Annotated in this window: 12 protein-coding genes; 5 read left to right on the top strand and 7 right to left on the bottom strand. The window is 66.6% G+C overall.

Going from position 1 to position 13,501, the window contains the following annotated elements; genetic code table 11:
* Nucleotides 1–120 precede the first annotated feature (120 nt).
* On the top strand, nt 121–705 hold the full coding sequence (locus AC1AYR_RS10320) for a hypothetical protein (RefSeq protein WP_476512549.1): 585 nt from the start codon (nt 121–123) through the stop codon (nt 703–705).
* Here AC1AYR_RS10320 and AC1AYR_RS10315 read toward each other — a convergent pair.
* Genes AC1AYR_RS10315 through AC1AYR_RS10305 form a run of 3 tightly spaced genes read right to left on the bottom strand, consistent with a single transcriptional unit; the run spans nt 702 to nt 3,330 of the window.
* Complete coding sequence (locus AC1AYR_RS10315) at nt 702–1,256, bottom strand: hypothetical protein (protein WP_476512550.1); 555 nt, start codon at nt 1,254–1,256, stop codon at nt 702–704. The two genes, AC1AYR_RS10320 and AC1AYR_RS10315, sit on opposite strands and share 4 nt — an antisense overlap.
* On the bottom strand, nt 1,253–2,629 hold the full coding sequence (locus AC1AYR_RS10310) for a sensor histidine kinase (protein ID WP_476512551.1): 1,377 nt from the start codon (nt 2,627–2,629) through the stop codon (nt 1,253–1,255). Before AC1AYR_RS10310 ends, AC1AYR_RS10315 begins: the two co-directional genes overlap by 4 nt.
* On the bottom strand, nt 2,626–3,330 hold the full coding sequence (locus tag AC1AYR_RS10305) for a response regulator transcription factor (RefSeq protein WP_476512552.1): 705 nt from the start codon (nt 3,328–3,330) through the stop codon (nt 2,626–2,628). The genes AC1AYR_RS10310 and AC1AYR_RS10305 overlap by 4 nt, the downstream gene beginning before the upstream one ends.
* A 147-nt stretch (nt 3,331–3,477) precedes the next feature.
* Here AC1AYR_RS10305 and AC1AYR_RS10300 point away from each other — a divergent pair, with 147 nt between their 5' ends.
* The gene (locus AC1AYR_RS10300; protein ID WP_476512553.1) at nt 3,478–3,822 is read left to right on the top strand and encodes an MGMT family protein; all 345 of its coding nucleotides are present in this window, start codon (nt 3,478–3,480) and stop codon (nt 3,820–3,822) included.
* Nucleotides 3,823–3,832: 10 nt separating this feature from the next.
* On the opposite strand, the gene AC1AYR_RS10295 is transcribed toward AC1AYR_RS10300, so the two are convergent.
* From AC1AYR_RS10295 to AC1AYR_RS10285, 3 genes are all read right to left on the bottom strand, one after another.
* Nucleotides 3,833–5,299, bottom strand: a complete 1,467-nt coding sequence (locus AC1AYR_RS10295; RefSeq protein WP_476512554.1) for a DNA-processing protein DprA — start codon at nt 5,297–5,299, stop codon at nt 3,833–3,835.
* A 75-nt stretch (nt 5,300–5,374) separates the two neighbouring features.
* On the bottom strand, nt 5,375–6,928 hold the full coding sequence (locus AC1AYR_RS10290; RefSeq protein WP_476512555.1) for a YifB family Mg chelatase-like AAA ATPase: 1,554 nt from the start codon (nt 6,926–6,928) through the stop codon (nt 5,375–5,377).
* Entirely contained in the window at nt 6,928–7,392 is a 465-nt protein-coding gene (locus AC1AYR_RS10285; protein ID WP_476512556.1) for a YraN family protein, read from the bottom strand. The genes AC1AYR_RS10290 and AC1AYR_RS10285 overlap by 1 nt, the downstream gene beginning before the upstream one ends.
* 179 nt (nt 7,393–7,571) lie before the next feature.
* On the opposite strand from AC1AYR_RS10285, the gene AC1AYR_RS10280 reads away from it, so the two are divergent.
* The 3 genes from AC1AYR_RS10280 to AC1AYR_RS10270 all read left to right on the top strand — a co-directional run bounded on the left by AC1AYR_RS10280 (nt 7,572) and on the right by AC1AYR_RS10270 (nt 11,318).
* On the top strand, nt 7,572–9,512 hold the full coding sequence (locus AC1AYR_RS10280) for an FAD-binding protein (RefSeq protein ID WP_476512557.1): 1,941 nt from the start codon (nt 7,572–7,574) through the stop codon (nt 9,510–9,512).
* Nucleotides 9,513–9,620: 108 nt separating this feature from the next.
* Nucleotides 9,621–10,568 (top strand): succinate dehydrogenase/fumarate reductase iron-sulfur subunit, encoded by a 948-nt coding sequence (locus tag AC1AYR_RS10275; protein WP_476512558.1) that lies wholly within the window; start codon nt 9,621–9,623, stop codon nt 10,566–10,568.
* 78 nt (nt 10,569–10,646) lie between these two features.
* A complete protein-coding gene (locus tag AC1AYR_RS10270) occupies nt 10,647–11,318 on the top strand; it encodes an O-methyltransferase (RefSeq protein ID WP_476512559.1) in 672 nt (223 codons plus the stop codon).
* Nucleotides 11,319–12,727: 1,409 nt separating this feature from the next.
* Here the strand turns inward: AC1AYR_RS10270 and AC1AYR_RS10265 are convergent.
* Nucleotides 12,728–13,495 (bottom strand): LOG family protein, encoded by a 768-nt coding sequence (locus tag AC1AYR_RS10265; protein ID WP_476512560.1) that lies wholly within the window; start codon nt 13,493–13,495, stop codon nt 12,728–12,730.
* Nucleotides 13,496–13,501 lie beyond the last annotated feature (6 nt).

The following is a 13,501-nucleotide window of genomic DNA, read 5'->3' as shown; positions in this document are numbered from 1 at the left end:
GTGGACCTGCGAAGGAGACCTCCCATGAAGCATGTGAAGCATATATCCGCACGACGAATATCCGTCACGACGCTGACCGCCACCGTGATTTGCATGATTGCGGCATGCTGTGGACCATCCATGAACGCCACCGACCGGTCCGAGAGCGACCCGACGTTCTCCGGCCCATGGGCCGAGGATTTCCGACTGGTGTATGATGGCGCGCGCGGCACCGGCAACACGTTCGCGCAGGATGTGCTGCGCGATGGGCGAATCACCGAGACGGAGGCCACGGAGTCGTTGCATCGTTATGAGTCCTGCATGGCGGACGCCGGATTCGTGTTCGACTACATCACCTTGGACGGCTCACAGATGTCGGGCGGGCTCAGCGACGCCGAACAGGCACGGTATCAGGAAAGCGACATCACCTGTGCCGAGGAATCCGGCACCACATGGATTCTGCCGCTCTATGGCGCCATCGCCAAGGACCCGGATGGCCGGCTGCGCAACAGAAGCAATGAACAGGCGCGTCGGGATCTGGCGGCGTGTCTCGTCCGCAAAGGCGTCGTCGGCGATGAGTTCACCGCCGACGACATTCCTCCCGTCAATTCCAGCGAAGATGAGCACATGCGGTTCATCAATCAGTTCATCGAGCCGGGCGGCAGATACTACAGCGAGCACAGCAACGACATATTGACCCAATGCAATGACGATCCATATAGCTAGTGGGCGCCGGCCAATGGCTCCAGCCATCGGTAATCGGATTCGATGCCGCATTGGTCGGCGATCGAGGTTCGCTGTCCGCTGTCCATCGAGCCTCGAATCGGCACGACGCTCTCGCCTATGGGATTCCCGTTGCCGTCCGTGATCGTTTTGACCTGCATTCCGTAGATGGACAGACATGCGTTATAGGCCTTGCGCACTGCGGCGAGTTCGTCCGCCGTCACCGTGCCGTCTTCGAGTACGCTACGCCCGAGTTCGGTATGGAGATTGTTCCATGCGTTCAACGCCTCGTATTTGCGTGGTCCGGTGAATTCGGGATGTTCACTGCCGGTGGCCAACGATCGGGCCGAACCGCTTTGGGCGTTGGGTGTCACATCGCTCCATGGCCGCGGCAGCGACGCGACCAGCGGTATGGCGATTGCCAGGCTTGCGACGAGGATGACCACCACCGCAAGGTTGCGACGATTCCAGTGAATGAGGCTGAAAACAATGCCTCTCCATGAATGGCGTTGGCGTCGTTCATGAAGTTGATCGCCGCCGCGATGTCCGGTCATGACGCATGCTCCTGAAGTTCCGATGAGCCTGGATGCACGGGGATGCGGGCATACAATATCCAGTCGCCATCTTCGGCTGTGGTGTTCAGCTCGCCACCAAGGTCGTGAATCATGCGTCGGTGCATGGCAAGCCCGCTGCCATGGGGTTTCAGTCCGCCGTCACCGTCATGTTCGCCGCCGGTTGACGCCGGATTGGTCTCCATGATTTCGATGGCGTCCGCCCGCAACGTGACCATGCAATGGTATTCGCCGGCTCCCACGCTCATATGGCGGGTGATGTTGGAGGCGATCTCGCCGAGCAGGTTGATGGCGGCCCCGACCGCCCGGGCGGAACAATCTGGGGCGAGCGCGCCGCGCAATTCCATGGAACCGGGGAATCCCAGCCGGGCGAGCCTGGCTTGGGCTTCGTCCAGTACCTGTCGGATGGCGTGTCGATCGAGCTCCCGTCCGGAGGGTTCGCCGGATGCCCGGCCGGGTCGGGAACGGTCGGCGTCCCTTGACCGGTCGGCGTCCCCCGACCGGTCTGCGGTGCCTGTGGCCGACGGGATATCGGCCGCGGCCAATGGGCCGGCATTCTTCTCCGGCTGTTCGAGCAGGTCGATGACGTGGTGGATCTCATCGAGCACCGCGAGCGCCTGGTCGTTGACGAACCGCCAGTCCCGGCGTTCGTTCTCCCGCCGCGCGTCGTCGCCGATGCGTCGCAGTTCGCGTTGCGCGGTCAACGCGATATAGGACAGTCCTCCGCTGGCGGAATCGTGGATGCGGGAGGCGAGCCGCGTGTTGCGCTGCAGCATGTCAAGCTCCCACTGCCTGCGTTCCAGGGCCATGGTCCGTTCACGGCTCTCGTCGCGCTGTCTGCGCCAGCGGAAGGACATGCCGCCCATCGTGGCGAGCGTGAACATGCCGATATAGTTGACCATGCCGATCCATGTGGCGGAAAGCGCGTTGAACGTGTTCAGTGCCACCGGCACGCATTCGGCGACCGTCACCGCCAGCAGCGCCGCCACGGCCACGGGGATGGCGCTGTCGTAGCCGATGATCGCGAGCGCCAGGTATGCGGCCCACAGCGGGTTCGGTCCGGACAGGTCGAGTACGGGCAGCCGTGCGATCACGGTCGCGATGATGAGCCACGCGGAGATCTGTGGGATGAATGGCGACAGTACGATGGCGACGACCGACACGGCGGAGAACAGGAAGTTCAACGGGTAGACCGGCGGGATCGCCGCCCATTCGATCAGCGTGGCGGCGAGCGTGAACGCGGCGATGGCGAGACGGAACCAGTGGGTGCGCGTCCAGCGCAGCGTGCGGCGGAGTACGCGGCGGAGTGCGCGACCCGGACCATTGCGGGCCACGTCGGGCGGAGCGGCGTTCACCGTTCGCCTTCCGCCGAACCGGTCCATAGGGCGACGGCTTGGCCGCGCGTGGAGACGCCGAGCTTGTGGATGGCGCGTGTCAGATACGTTTTGGCGGTGGAGACGCCGACATGCATGTCAGCTGCGATCCGGACGGTGTCGAGACCGCGCGAACACAGGTTCATGGCCTCGGCCTCCCGGTCGGACAGGAGGAACCGTCTCGGTGTGCGTCCGCCGGCGAGACGCGCATGCGCGGCGGCCGTCGTCTCGAACGTGGCGTCCATCGCGCCGGATGGCCATGTGCCGCCGTTCGCTACGGCACGGATCGCATCGACGATCGGCGTTTCGACGGCTTGGGGCACGATGCCCTGCGCGCCTGCCTCGGCCGCTTTGGACGCGTAGACGGCAAGCGAGAACGAGGTGACGGCGAGGATGGCGACGCGGGCCGTCTTCACTCGGATGGCGCGGCATACGGCCGGCCCGGATAGTTCGTCCATGCTCATGTCCGTCAGCAGCACGTTCGGCGCGGTGTCCGGGGCGAGGCAGCGGGCGAGCGCGTCGCGCCCGGACGTGGTCTTCCAGATGACGCGCGCCTCGTCCATGAGCTCGTCGATGGTGCGTTCAAGGAAGGCGAGCGCGAACGGGTCGTTGTCGAGCAGCCCGATGGTGATGATGGGACGTGTGGCATGCGCTGCGGTGGCGTCCTTGTCGTCGACGTTCATGATGCTTCCCTTCTGGTTCCCGAACGCATCGGTGCGGCCTATGGCGGGAATCCTGCCTTCCACGGTAGCACCGGAAGCGTGCCGGCGGCGACGCGGTCGTCGTCCGTCGGATGACGACCGCCGGATGCGCGCGCGTAGACTGGGAGCATGGGTTCCTCTCCTTCGTTCAATGAGCGCGTGTACGCGGTGGTGCGCCGGATTCCCTGCGGCATGGTCGCCACGTATGGTCAGGTGGCGGCGTTGGCGGGCGCGCCGCGCAACGCGCGCATGGTCGGCTACGCGTTGCATGCCAATCCGGAGCCGGGTGTGATTCCCTGCCATCGCGTCGTGTTCCGTGACGGCTCGCTTGCGCCCGGCTTCGCGTTCGGCGGTCCGGACGAACAGCGTGACCTGCTCGAGCGGGAGGGTGTCGTGTTCGTCCCGCCGACGGCGAGGCCGGCTGGAGATCCGGGTTGGCGTGTCGATCTCGATCGCTGCCAGTGGCACGAATAGACGACCGGCGTCATTCGTCGTCCCGTTCCGATTGTCGTTCCGTCCCGCTGATGATGCTCGCCTCCCCCTGCTCGTAGCGGACGATTCCGCGCGTCTCCAGTTCACCCAGTTCGGCGAGCAGCCGGGGCATGTCGACATCCGGGTCGTCTTCGCGCAGTCGTGCCAGCAGCGCATCCCATGTGGCGGGCATGTGCCGTCGCCGGCATGAACGGATGGCGGTCAGCACTGCCTGTTGGAAATCGGTCAGCGCATCGTCGGACTCGGGTCCGTCATCGCCCACCGCCCCGCCAAACCTGGTTTCCGTTCCGGTTTCGGCTCCGGAATCCAGCTCCGGCCTGTGCGCGGGATGGAGCAGCTCGTCAATCTCCTCGACGGAGACGAGCAGCATGGCCTGATGGTCGGCGATGAGCCGGTTGCATCCGGCGTTGTGCGGCATGGTGATGGGGCCGGGAACGGCGATCACCTCCCGGTTGAGATCGTTCGCCCAGTTGGCGGTGCTCAACGCCCCCGATCTGAGACGTGCCTGCACGACGACGGTGGTGGAGGCGAGCGCGGCGATGATCCGGTTACGCAGCAGGAACCGTCGCGCCTCGGGAATGGTGCCCGGGCATAGTTCGCTGATGAGCGACCCGCCCTGTTCGACCATCCGCTCGAACAGGAGCAGATTCGTGGAGGGGCCGATGTGGTTGAGCCCTCCGGCGAACACGGCCACGGTACGTCCCACGCCTTCGACCCCGCATGCGTCGCCTTCCGATTCCCCGGTATCGGCGCCGGCACCGTCGCGCCACGCCCGTTCGTCCATGGCGGCGAGCGCACCCCAATGGGCTGCGGCATCCGATCCCAACGCTCCCCCGGAGACGACGAGATGCCCGGAGGCGGCGGCGCGCATCGCCACCTCGCGCGCCACGCGACGCCCGTAGTCGGTGGCTCCGCGTGATCCGACGACGGCGACGGGTTTCGCGCAGCTGGTGAGCGCGCGCATGTCGCCGATGCCCCACAGGCATAAGGGGGACGCCCAGTTGCGCCGCGTGGAGAGATCCTGCAGCTGGTGCGGCCAGCACGGGCTGGTCGGGCTGATGATCCACTGCTCGCCGTCCATCGTGAACCAGTCGACGAGACTCTCCCAGTCGAGCGTGGGGAGGGTGGCGAGACGGGCATGCCATCCGGCGAGCGTCTTGTGGAACGCCTTCATGGCTTGGGGCGTGACCCTACCACCCCATTTGGCCAGGCCGGCGGCGAACTTGTGGTCGAGTTCCCTCCTCGCCGTTCCCGCCGTCGCGCCGCCGTTGCCGGGTCGCGATTCGATGATGAGCCTGAGCGTCTCCGTCCCGCTGCCCGCTCCTTTGAGCGCCGCGACCATGATCGCATCCGCCCCGTCGAGGCAGTAGGTGAGCGTGGCACGTGCCAGCGTCTCCCGGTCGGGAGGCGGGTATCGTCGCGTCGTGAGTCGTGTCGTGGATGATTGTGGCGCATCCATGGTCGTGTCCTTCCGTGAGTGTCGTCGTTCCGGCGGCGTCCATACCGTCCTCCGTTCCCGCGGTTCGAAGCCGCGTCATATCAGTCGTGTGCGCAGGGCGATGCCCTGCAGCGTCTCCTCGCGTCCGGGCGATGTCTCGCCGGCGAGGTCGGCGAGCGTCCATGCGAGACGCAGTGCTCGGTCCGCGCCTCTGAGGCTCAGCCGCTGCGTCTCCAATGCGCGGTTGACCGGTTCGAGCGCGTACGTGGAGATGTGTTCGCGCATCCACGTTCCGGAGGCCTGCGCGTTGCATGTCCATCCGTACGCCCGGTAGCGTTCGGCGGCGGCGCGGCGCGCCCGGATGACGCGGCCGCGCATTTCGGCGCTGGTCGGCCCGCATGCCGCCCGTTCCCCGCCGATGATGCGCGGCACCGGCGGCACCTCCACCTGGATGTCGATGCGGTCGAGAATCGGACCGGACAGGCGCCCGAAATAGCGTTGCCGTTCCTTGTGCGTGCACACGCACCGTTCCCCCGTGCCGTAGCTCATGCCGCACGGGCAGCCGTTCGCCGCCATGACGAGCTGGAACGCGGCCGGATAGTAGGCGGTGCCTTTGGAACGCGACAACGCCACGTATCCGGATTCCAGAGGCTCCCTCAGCGTCTGCAATGCGCGGGCCGAGAACTCCGGCGCCTCGTCCATGAACAGGACGCCACGGTGGGCGCGCGTAATCGCGCCGGGTTCGGCGAGCCCTCTGCCGCCGCCCACCAGCGACGCCGTGGAGGACGTGTGGTGCGGCGCCTCGAACGGCGGGACGTCGCTGATGCCGTATGCGGACAACGTGCCGCACAGGGAGCGTATGGACGCGACCTCCAACTGTTCGGAGTCAGTCAGCGGGCACATGATGCCGGGCATGCGCGAGGCGAGCATCGTCTTGCCGGAGCCGGGAGGCCCGATCATGATCATGTGGTGCCCTCCGGCGGCCGCCACCTCCAACGCCCATTTCGCCTGCTCCTGCCCGACCACCTCGCTCATGTCACCGGCCCGCGGCAGTGCGAACGGTTCGCCGTCCCGGCCCGCCCTCGACGATTCGTTCCCGCCGACGGCCACGATCTCGTCCGGCAACCGGTATTTCGCCGTGCCTCCCATGAGTTCGATGAGCTCGCCCACGTGCCGCACGCCGATCACGTCCACCCCGTCGATGAGATGCGCCTCCTCGAGATTGCCGGACGGCAGGATCACCTGTCCGATACCGCGTTCACGCGCGTGCAGGAGGATGGGCAGCACGCCGTTGATGGGCAGCACCGTGCCGTCGAGGTTCACCTCCCCCATGACGATGGAGTCGATGAGGCACTCGTGCGGAATCGCACCGGACGCGCCGAGCACGGCGGCCGCGATGGCAAGGTCATGCGACGAACCGCGTTTCGGCATGCTCGCCGGGCTCAGGTTCACGGTCACGCGTGTCTCCGGCCAATGGAATCCGGTCGCCTGGCAGGCGGATTTGACGCGTTCGCGCGCTTCGGACAGGGACGCGTCCGGCAGTCCGATGATCGAGAAGTACGGCAGGCCCGGGCTGATGAACGCCTGCATGGTGATGGTGAACGCCTTCAATCCGATCAGTCCGACGGACAGGGCGTTGCCGACGGCCATCAGAACGCCCCCGGAATATGGTGGATGAGCGGTCGGCCGTCGCGCACGACCACGGTGACCACGTCGAAGCGCACGCCCGTATGCCCGATCCTATGCTCCGGTTCGAGCAGCCATTGCACGCCCGCCCGTCGCAGGTTCGCCTGCTTCGTGTAGGTGACGGCCTCCTGGGGCAGTCCGTGCTTCATGTTCCGCCGTGTCTTCACCTCCACGAACACGATCCGACGCTCCGGCGACAGTGCGACGACGTCGAGCTCGCCGTAACGGGAGCGCCAGTTGCGGTCGATGACCGTCCACCCGCATTCCGCAAGCCATGCGGCGGCATAGTCCTCGCCGAGCGCGCCCAGGGCGCGGGTCGCGAGCGTGCCGTCCTTGAACCTCTCGACGATCTCGTCGATCGGGTCGAGGACGGGAAGACCGGACGTCAGGGCCTCCGGCGGCGCCATCTGCAATGCTGTGGTATCCATGCATCCACTGTGCCCGTCGGCTCTCCGACGCGGCCACCCGTGCGGGGAATGTGGTCGGAGCCCCCGTCTCCGGGCGTGTTGTGGATTACGTGTGGATGAAGAACCGGTTATCCACCATTCGTCAAGGTCCTTGACATTACGGCGAATCTAAGTCAGCCCTTATGGAACAATGGGATGATATGAGTCCGAAGCAGTTGGAAGAAATGTATGATGCGGTGATCGTCGGCGCGGGCGCCGCCGGTCTGTCCGCCGCGCTGGGGTTGCTCCGCTCCCCTGAGATCGCCCGGATGAAGGACGATGGGATCGATCCGAAGATCCTGGTGATCTCGAAGCTGCAGCCGTTGCGCTCACACACCGGATCGGCGGAGGGCGGCATCGCCGCCTCGCTCGGCAACATCGAAGCCGATGACTGGCACTGGCACTACTACGACACCGTCAAGGGCGGCGACTGGCTGGTCGATCAGGATGCGGCGCAATTGCTCGCCGAATACGCTCCCGAGACGGTCATCAACCTCGAACGCGGCGGCGTCGCCTTCTCCCGCACCGACGACGGTCATATCGCGCAGCGTCGTTTCGGCGGGCACACGCGTGAATTCGGCGGAGCCCCGGTCAAGCGCGCCGCCTACGCTGCCGACCGCATCGGCCACCAGATCCTGCACGCCCTGTGGCAGCAGTGCGTGGCCGCCGGCGTCTCGTTCGCCGAGGAATGGTATGTGACCGATCTCGTGCTGACGGACGACGGTTCGAAGGCCGCCGGCGTCGTCGCCTTCGACACGCATGCGGGCAAGGTCCATGCGGTCAAGGCGCGCAACGTGCTGTTCGCCACGGGCGGCGCGGGACGCCTGTTCCACACCACGTCGAACTCGTGGGATCTGACCGGCGACGGCATGGCGTTGACGCTCGGCGCGGGATTGCAGCTGGAGGACGCGGAGTTCGTGCAGTTCCATCCGACCGGTCTCGCGCATACGGGTATCCTCCTGTCCGAGGCGGCGCGCGCGGAGGGCGGCGTGCTGCGCAACGCGGACGGCGAGGCGTTCATGGAACGCTACGCGCCCGGGCACGCCGATCTGGCGGCGCGCGACGTGGTCTCCCGTTCCATCATGGCGGAAGTGGACGCGGGACGCGGCATCGCCGACCCGAAGGATCCGGACGGCCCCAAGGACTGCGTGTGGCTGGACATGACGGGCATCGACCCGAATCATATGCGCGCCGTGCTGCCGCAGGTGGTCGAGACCATCGAGAAGTACGCGGACATCGACCCGTCGAAGGACTATGTGCCGGTCAAGCCGACCGCCCACTACACGATGGGCGGCATCCCGATCACGACGGACGGCGAGGTCTACCGTTGGCGCGACGTGGACGGCGGCGCCACGGCCACGGTCGGAACGCGCGACGTGGTCGACGGCCTGTTCGCGGCCGGCGAGTGCTCGTGCGTGTCCGTGCACGGCGCGAACCGTCTCGGCGGCAACTCGCTGCTCGACGCGTGCCTGTTCGGCACGCGTGCGGGCCGCGCGTTGGCGGCGCGCGTCGCCGCGCATCCGGTCGACGATCCAATGGCCATGGACGACCCGGACGTGCAGGAGGAGGACGCCGCAATCGCCGAGTCCGCCGAAAAGGCGGCAGCGACGCGCGAAGACGAGCTGAAGGGTCTGCTGACGCCGCGCGCGGCCGTCGAGGACGCCACAGCCGACGACGATTCCGACGATCGCCCCGACGCGGTCTCCGACGACAACCCGTACCGGCTCATGGCCGACCTCGGCCGGGTGATGGAGCGTGCCGCCGCCGTCCGCTGCGACGCGGCGAGCCTGGAAACCGCGCTGCGCACCATCAATGAGGAACTCATCCCCCGTGCCGAGGCGCTGGCCACGCACGACAAGACCCCCGCGTTCAACCAGGAGGTCACCGCGATCTGGGAGGTGCGTCATCTCGTCACGCTGGCGCGCGTCGTGCTCGCCGCTTCGGACGCGCGCCACGAATCGCGCGGATCGCTCAAACGCAACGATTTCCCGGAGCGCGACGACGAACGGTTCCTCGCCCATTCGATGACCGACGCGACGGGCCGCGTCGCATGGCAGCCGGTGCACATCGTCGACATCCCGCCGAAGAAGCGCGAGTACTGAGTCCCGGCCCGTGTGGCCCGGACGGGCCGTCACACCATGACGGCCCGTCCGGGCACGCCTTATGTCACAATGGAGAGTTGTTTTGAGACCGATTCAGGAGGCGCGCGCATGACGAATTCGACCGTGACGACGGTGACGCTGAAGGTGAACCGTTTCACGCCGCGTCCCGAACGCGAACGGGATCGCGGCCGCGGCGGCAGCCCGTTCGCCCGCACGCGCAAAAGCTCGCCGTTCGGCGGCAAGTCGGAGGCGCCTGCACGACGTCGCCCGCGCGGCCGCCAATGGGTGCAGGAGTACACGATTCCCGCACGCCCCGAGGACACGGTGCTCGACTGCCTGCTGACGATCAAACGCACCGTCGACCCGACGCTCGCCTTCCGCTACTCGTGCGGCCACGGCATGTGCGGCTCGGACGCGGTGGCGATCAACGGTACGCCGAACCTGCTATGCACGGCCACGCTCAAGGACTGGGTGAAGACGGAAAGCGGCGTGCCCGCGGCCGACGACGGGTTCCGCCGCACCGGGGACGACTCGGCGGATGAGTCCGGGACGGACGAGACCGTTCTTCCCGCTACCGGAAGCCTCGGCGTCATCGAACTCGGACCGCTGCCGGGTTTCCCCGTCGAACGTGACCTCATCGCCGACATCGACCCGATGCTCGACCAGATCAGGAAGCTCAAGCCGTATCTGGAGGCGGACGGCGTACTCGCCACCACGCGTGAAGGCAAGGTGGACGTGTTCGAGTACCTGCAGCATCCGGACGAACTCGCGAAATACGAGCAACTGAGCAACTGCATCGCCTGCGGCGTGTGCGAAGGCTCCTGCCCCGTGTTCGCCGGCGGCGACGCGTTCATCGGCCCGGCGGCACTCATCTGGGCGAGCCGTTTCGTCAACGATTCGCGCGACACGATCACGATGGATCGTCTCGACGCGATCGACACGGCGGACGGCGTGGCCGCGTGCCAGTCGGTGCGCGCCTGCACGCGCCAATGCCCGCGCGGCATCGACGTCGGCGAGGAGATGTGGCAGATCGTCGCCAAAGTGCGCGAACGCTGACCGTCGGCACATGATTGCGAAGCGGTCGCGACGACCGATTCGCATGATGACTTTCAGAGGATGATAAAGGACAGGCTCATGGATAGGATGCAGTACACGAATCTCGCACAGGCATGGGGGTTCGTGGAGGACCACGCGCTTTCCCGGCAGACGCCGGCGATGGCCCAGATCCGTGCCGCCACCGAGAAGGCGGGCATGGTTCAGGGTTCGGCCGCGCAGGCGGAGGTCCTGTCCATGCTGGCTCATCTGACCGGCGCGAAATCCGTGATCGTGGTGGGCACCGGTTCGGTGATGGAGACGTTGGAGCTGGTGCGCGGCCTTGACGGCACGGGCCAGCTCACCGCCGTGGATTCCTCGGCGAAGGGCATCAGCGTGATCCGCAAGGCGTTCGACGTGGTGCAGGATTCCACGGCGACGAAGCTGCGCGCGGTGAACGCGCAGGCCGGCGTGTTCCTTCCCCGTCTCAACGCGGGCGACTACGACATGATCGTCGTGGCCGGCGACGCGGTCAACTACGCCGCGTCGTTCGAACAGGCGCCGCGGTTGCTGCGCGCCCACGGCGTCATCGTGTTCACCGATATGCTCGCCTTCTACGACGGCATGAATTCGGGCGGCGTGCTCGACCCGGCCGACCGCAGCGAGAAGGCCACGGCGATGCGCGCCATGCTCGACACGGTCGAATCGGACGACCGTTTCCGCAGCGTCCTCACCCCCACCGGCACAGGCCTGCTCATCGCGTCGAAACTGTGACCTGGCATCGTCGGATACGACACGTCGGCATGAGGGGCTGACCCGAATGACGGACGAATGCGATCGTTGGTCCAACCGACTCCGCATCTGGAAATGGGCTGACCTGCCGAAGGATATCAGAGGAAGGCACGGCAAACCAGTCGACCCCACGCTCGTGCCGCTTTCCCTATTGGCCGGTCTCGTCAAGTGAGCGACGATTCTGCTGCTCATGTATATACGGTTTACGGGCTCTGCGCATTATGGTGTGTATAGATTGTGCGCCTGTGGTTGTCGCCCCTCTCCCGCTGACGGGAGGGGGGACGCGTAGCGTCGGAGGGTAGTCACGGCTGGAGGCGCCGTGGTGACGGAGTGTGGTCGCGGGCTGGAATTCGACGCGTCCGTCGCTGTAGGGCTGGTCGTTTCGGGCGTGAGCTGGTCGTTTCGGGTGTGGGGCCGGCCGTTTCGGGTGTGGGGCCGGCCGTTTTCAGGGTGCGCGCGACGGACGCGTGCGGCGCGCGGCTTCCCATCCCCATGTCTCCGGCAGGACTGCTCCACAACACGTGCCGGAGAGCCTGTTGTGGAGCGGCATACCGCCACAACCCCCGTGCAAACCCCTGTTTTCGGCGCTCCCGGCCCGTAAAGTGCGCCACAACTCCCCGCAATCCCGGGTTCCGCTCCCGTTGTGGAGCGGGCCTGCTCCACAACAGAAGCCGGTATCGTTCCCACCGCGAGTCGTGGAGCAGACGGGCCCTCATAACGCGCCACAACTCCCGCGAACAGCCTCCCGCAACCGTGTTGTGGCGCACCGCCGCGCCACAACACGATCCCCGCACGCCGTCGTGGCGCACCGCCGCCCATCCCAGCGTCAGAACTCCCGGACGGAGCCGCCCATCTCCCGAATCCGCCACGCCCCCGAGGCCTAACGGCAGGAAGCCGGCGTTCAGCAATCCCGGACGAAGCCATTGATCTCCGGGATTCGGCGGCATCGGGGCATATATCGGGTATCGGCGCATGCCGTCCTACCGGGACGGATACGACGGCTCCCCGTCGAAGCGGAACCGCCGGCTCCGGCCCACTGCGCCCGACCGGCGAGCCCGGAACCGGAATCCGGAACACCACATCGAGTTCCCACGGTCGCCGGTCTGGACCCCCGTCGCACAACGCCATGCGAATCCTCGGACACGTCCTTCCCTACCAGACACCCTTTCAACGACGGGCGACACGGAACGACAAGGGCGAATGCGGGTTCGGCCCCCATCGCCACGTCACCTCGGACCCGCAACCACCCTCCGGCGCTACGCGCCGCCTCCCGCCGGCGGGAGGCAAGAAAGAGAACGCCCCCTCATACTTCCTGCGCCACCTCCCGCCGGAAGGAGACACAAGAGGCCGCATCCAATCATCCCGGAATCGTTCCCGTACCGGATGCTGTCTCAGCTGAGCGTGACGCCGGGAATCGCGCTCGTCGCCACGCGCACCGCCTCGTCCGCGTCGTCGGTGATCGTCACCAAGGCGGGGTCGACGCCGGAGATCATGCCATGCTCCTTGACGGGACCCTCCAGCCAGTCGAACAGGCCCCGCCAATAGTCCCTGCCGTACAGGACGACCGGCATGCCGTCCACCTTGTGCGTCTGCACCAGGGTCAACACCTCGAACATCTCGTCAAGCGTGCCGAACCCGCCCGGGCAGACGATGATGCCGGACGAGTATTTCACGAACATGAGTTTCCTCACGAAGAAGTAGCGGAAGCTCATGCCGAGGTTCACGTAGTCGTTGATGCCCTGCTCGTGGGGCAGTTCGATGCCGAGTCCCACGGATTTGCCGCCGGCCAGCGCGGCTCCCTTGTTCGCCGCCTCCATGATGCCGGGTCCTCCCCCGGTGATCACGGCGACGCCCGCCTTCGCGAGCCGCTCCCCCATGCGCCGCGCCGCCTCGTAGGCGGGGTCGTCGGAACGCGTGCGCGCGGAGCCGAACACGGCGACCGCGGGCCCCAGCTCGGCCAGCGCGCCGAAACCGTCGACGAATTCGGATTGGATGCGCAGCACGCGCCACGGGTCCATGTGCAGCCAGCCGGTGCCGTCGTCAGGGCGCAGCAGGTTGGCGGTGGTGTTGTCGGCGGGAATCATGTCCCCGCGCATGATGATCGGCCCGCGATGATAGGTCTGTCCGAGAGGCGCGTCCGCGTCGTTGTCATTGCTCATACCGCA

The sequence above is a fragment of the Bifidobacterium sp. LH_417 genome, assembly GCF_056357035.1.
Note: the sequence above shows the minus strand (reverse complement) of the source record. Positions and strands in the feature narration are given on the sequence as shown.

Excerpts from the sequence above, each read along its gene's own strand:
- AC1AYR_RS10270 (WP_476512559.1), top strand. The coding sequence starts at position 10,647 with ATGGATAGGATGCAGTACACGAATCTCGCACAGGCATGGGGGTTCGTG.
- AC1AYR_RS10320 (WP_476512549.1), top strand. The coding sequence starts at position 121 with ATGAACGCCACCGACCGGTCCGAGAGCGACCCGACGTTCTCCGGCCCA.
- AC1AYR_RS10265 (WP_476512560.1), bottom strand. The coding sequence starts at position 13,495 with ATGAGCAATGACAACGACGCGGACGCGCCTCTCGGACAGACCTATCAT.
- AC1AYR_RS10300 (WP_476512553.1), top strand. The coding sequence starts at position 3,478 with ATGGGTTCCTCTCCTTCGTTCAATGAGCGCGTGTACGCGGTGGTGCGC.
- AC1AYR_RS10280 (WP_476512557.1), top strand. The coding sequence starts at position 7,572 with ATGAGTCCGAAGCAGTTGGAAGAAATGTATGATGCGGTGATCGTCGGC.
- AC1AYR_RS10285 (WP_476512556.1), bottom strand. The coding sequence starts at position 7,392 with ATGGATACCACAGCATTGCAGATGGCGCCGCCGGAGGCCCTGACGTCC.
- AC1AYR_RS10295 (WP_476512554.1), bottom strand. The coding sequence starts at position 5,299 with ATGGATGCGCCACAATCATCCACGACACGACTCACGACGCGACGATAC.
- AC1AYR_RS10275 (WP_476512558.1), top strand. The coding sequence starts at position 9,621 with ATGACGAATTCGACCGTGACGACGGTGACGCTGAAGGTGAACCGTTTC.
- AC1AYR_RS10290 (WP_476512555.1), bottom strand. The coding sequence starts at position 6,928 with ATGGCCGTCGGCAACGCCCTGTCCGTCGGACTGATCGGATTGAAGGCG.
- AC1AYR_RS10315 (WP_476512550.1), bottom strand. The coding sequence starts at position 1,256 with ATGACCGGACATCGCGGCGGCGATCAACTTCATGAACGACGCCAACGC.
- AC1AYR_RS10305 (WP_476512552.1), bottom strand. The coding sequence starts at position 3,330 with ATGAACGTCGACGACAAGGACGCCACCGCAGCGCATGCCACACGTCCC.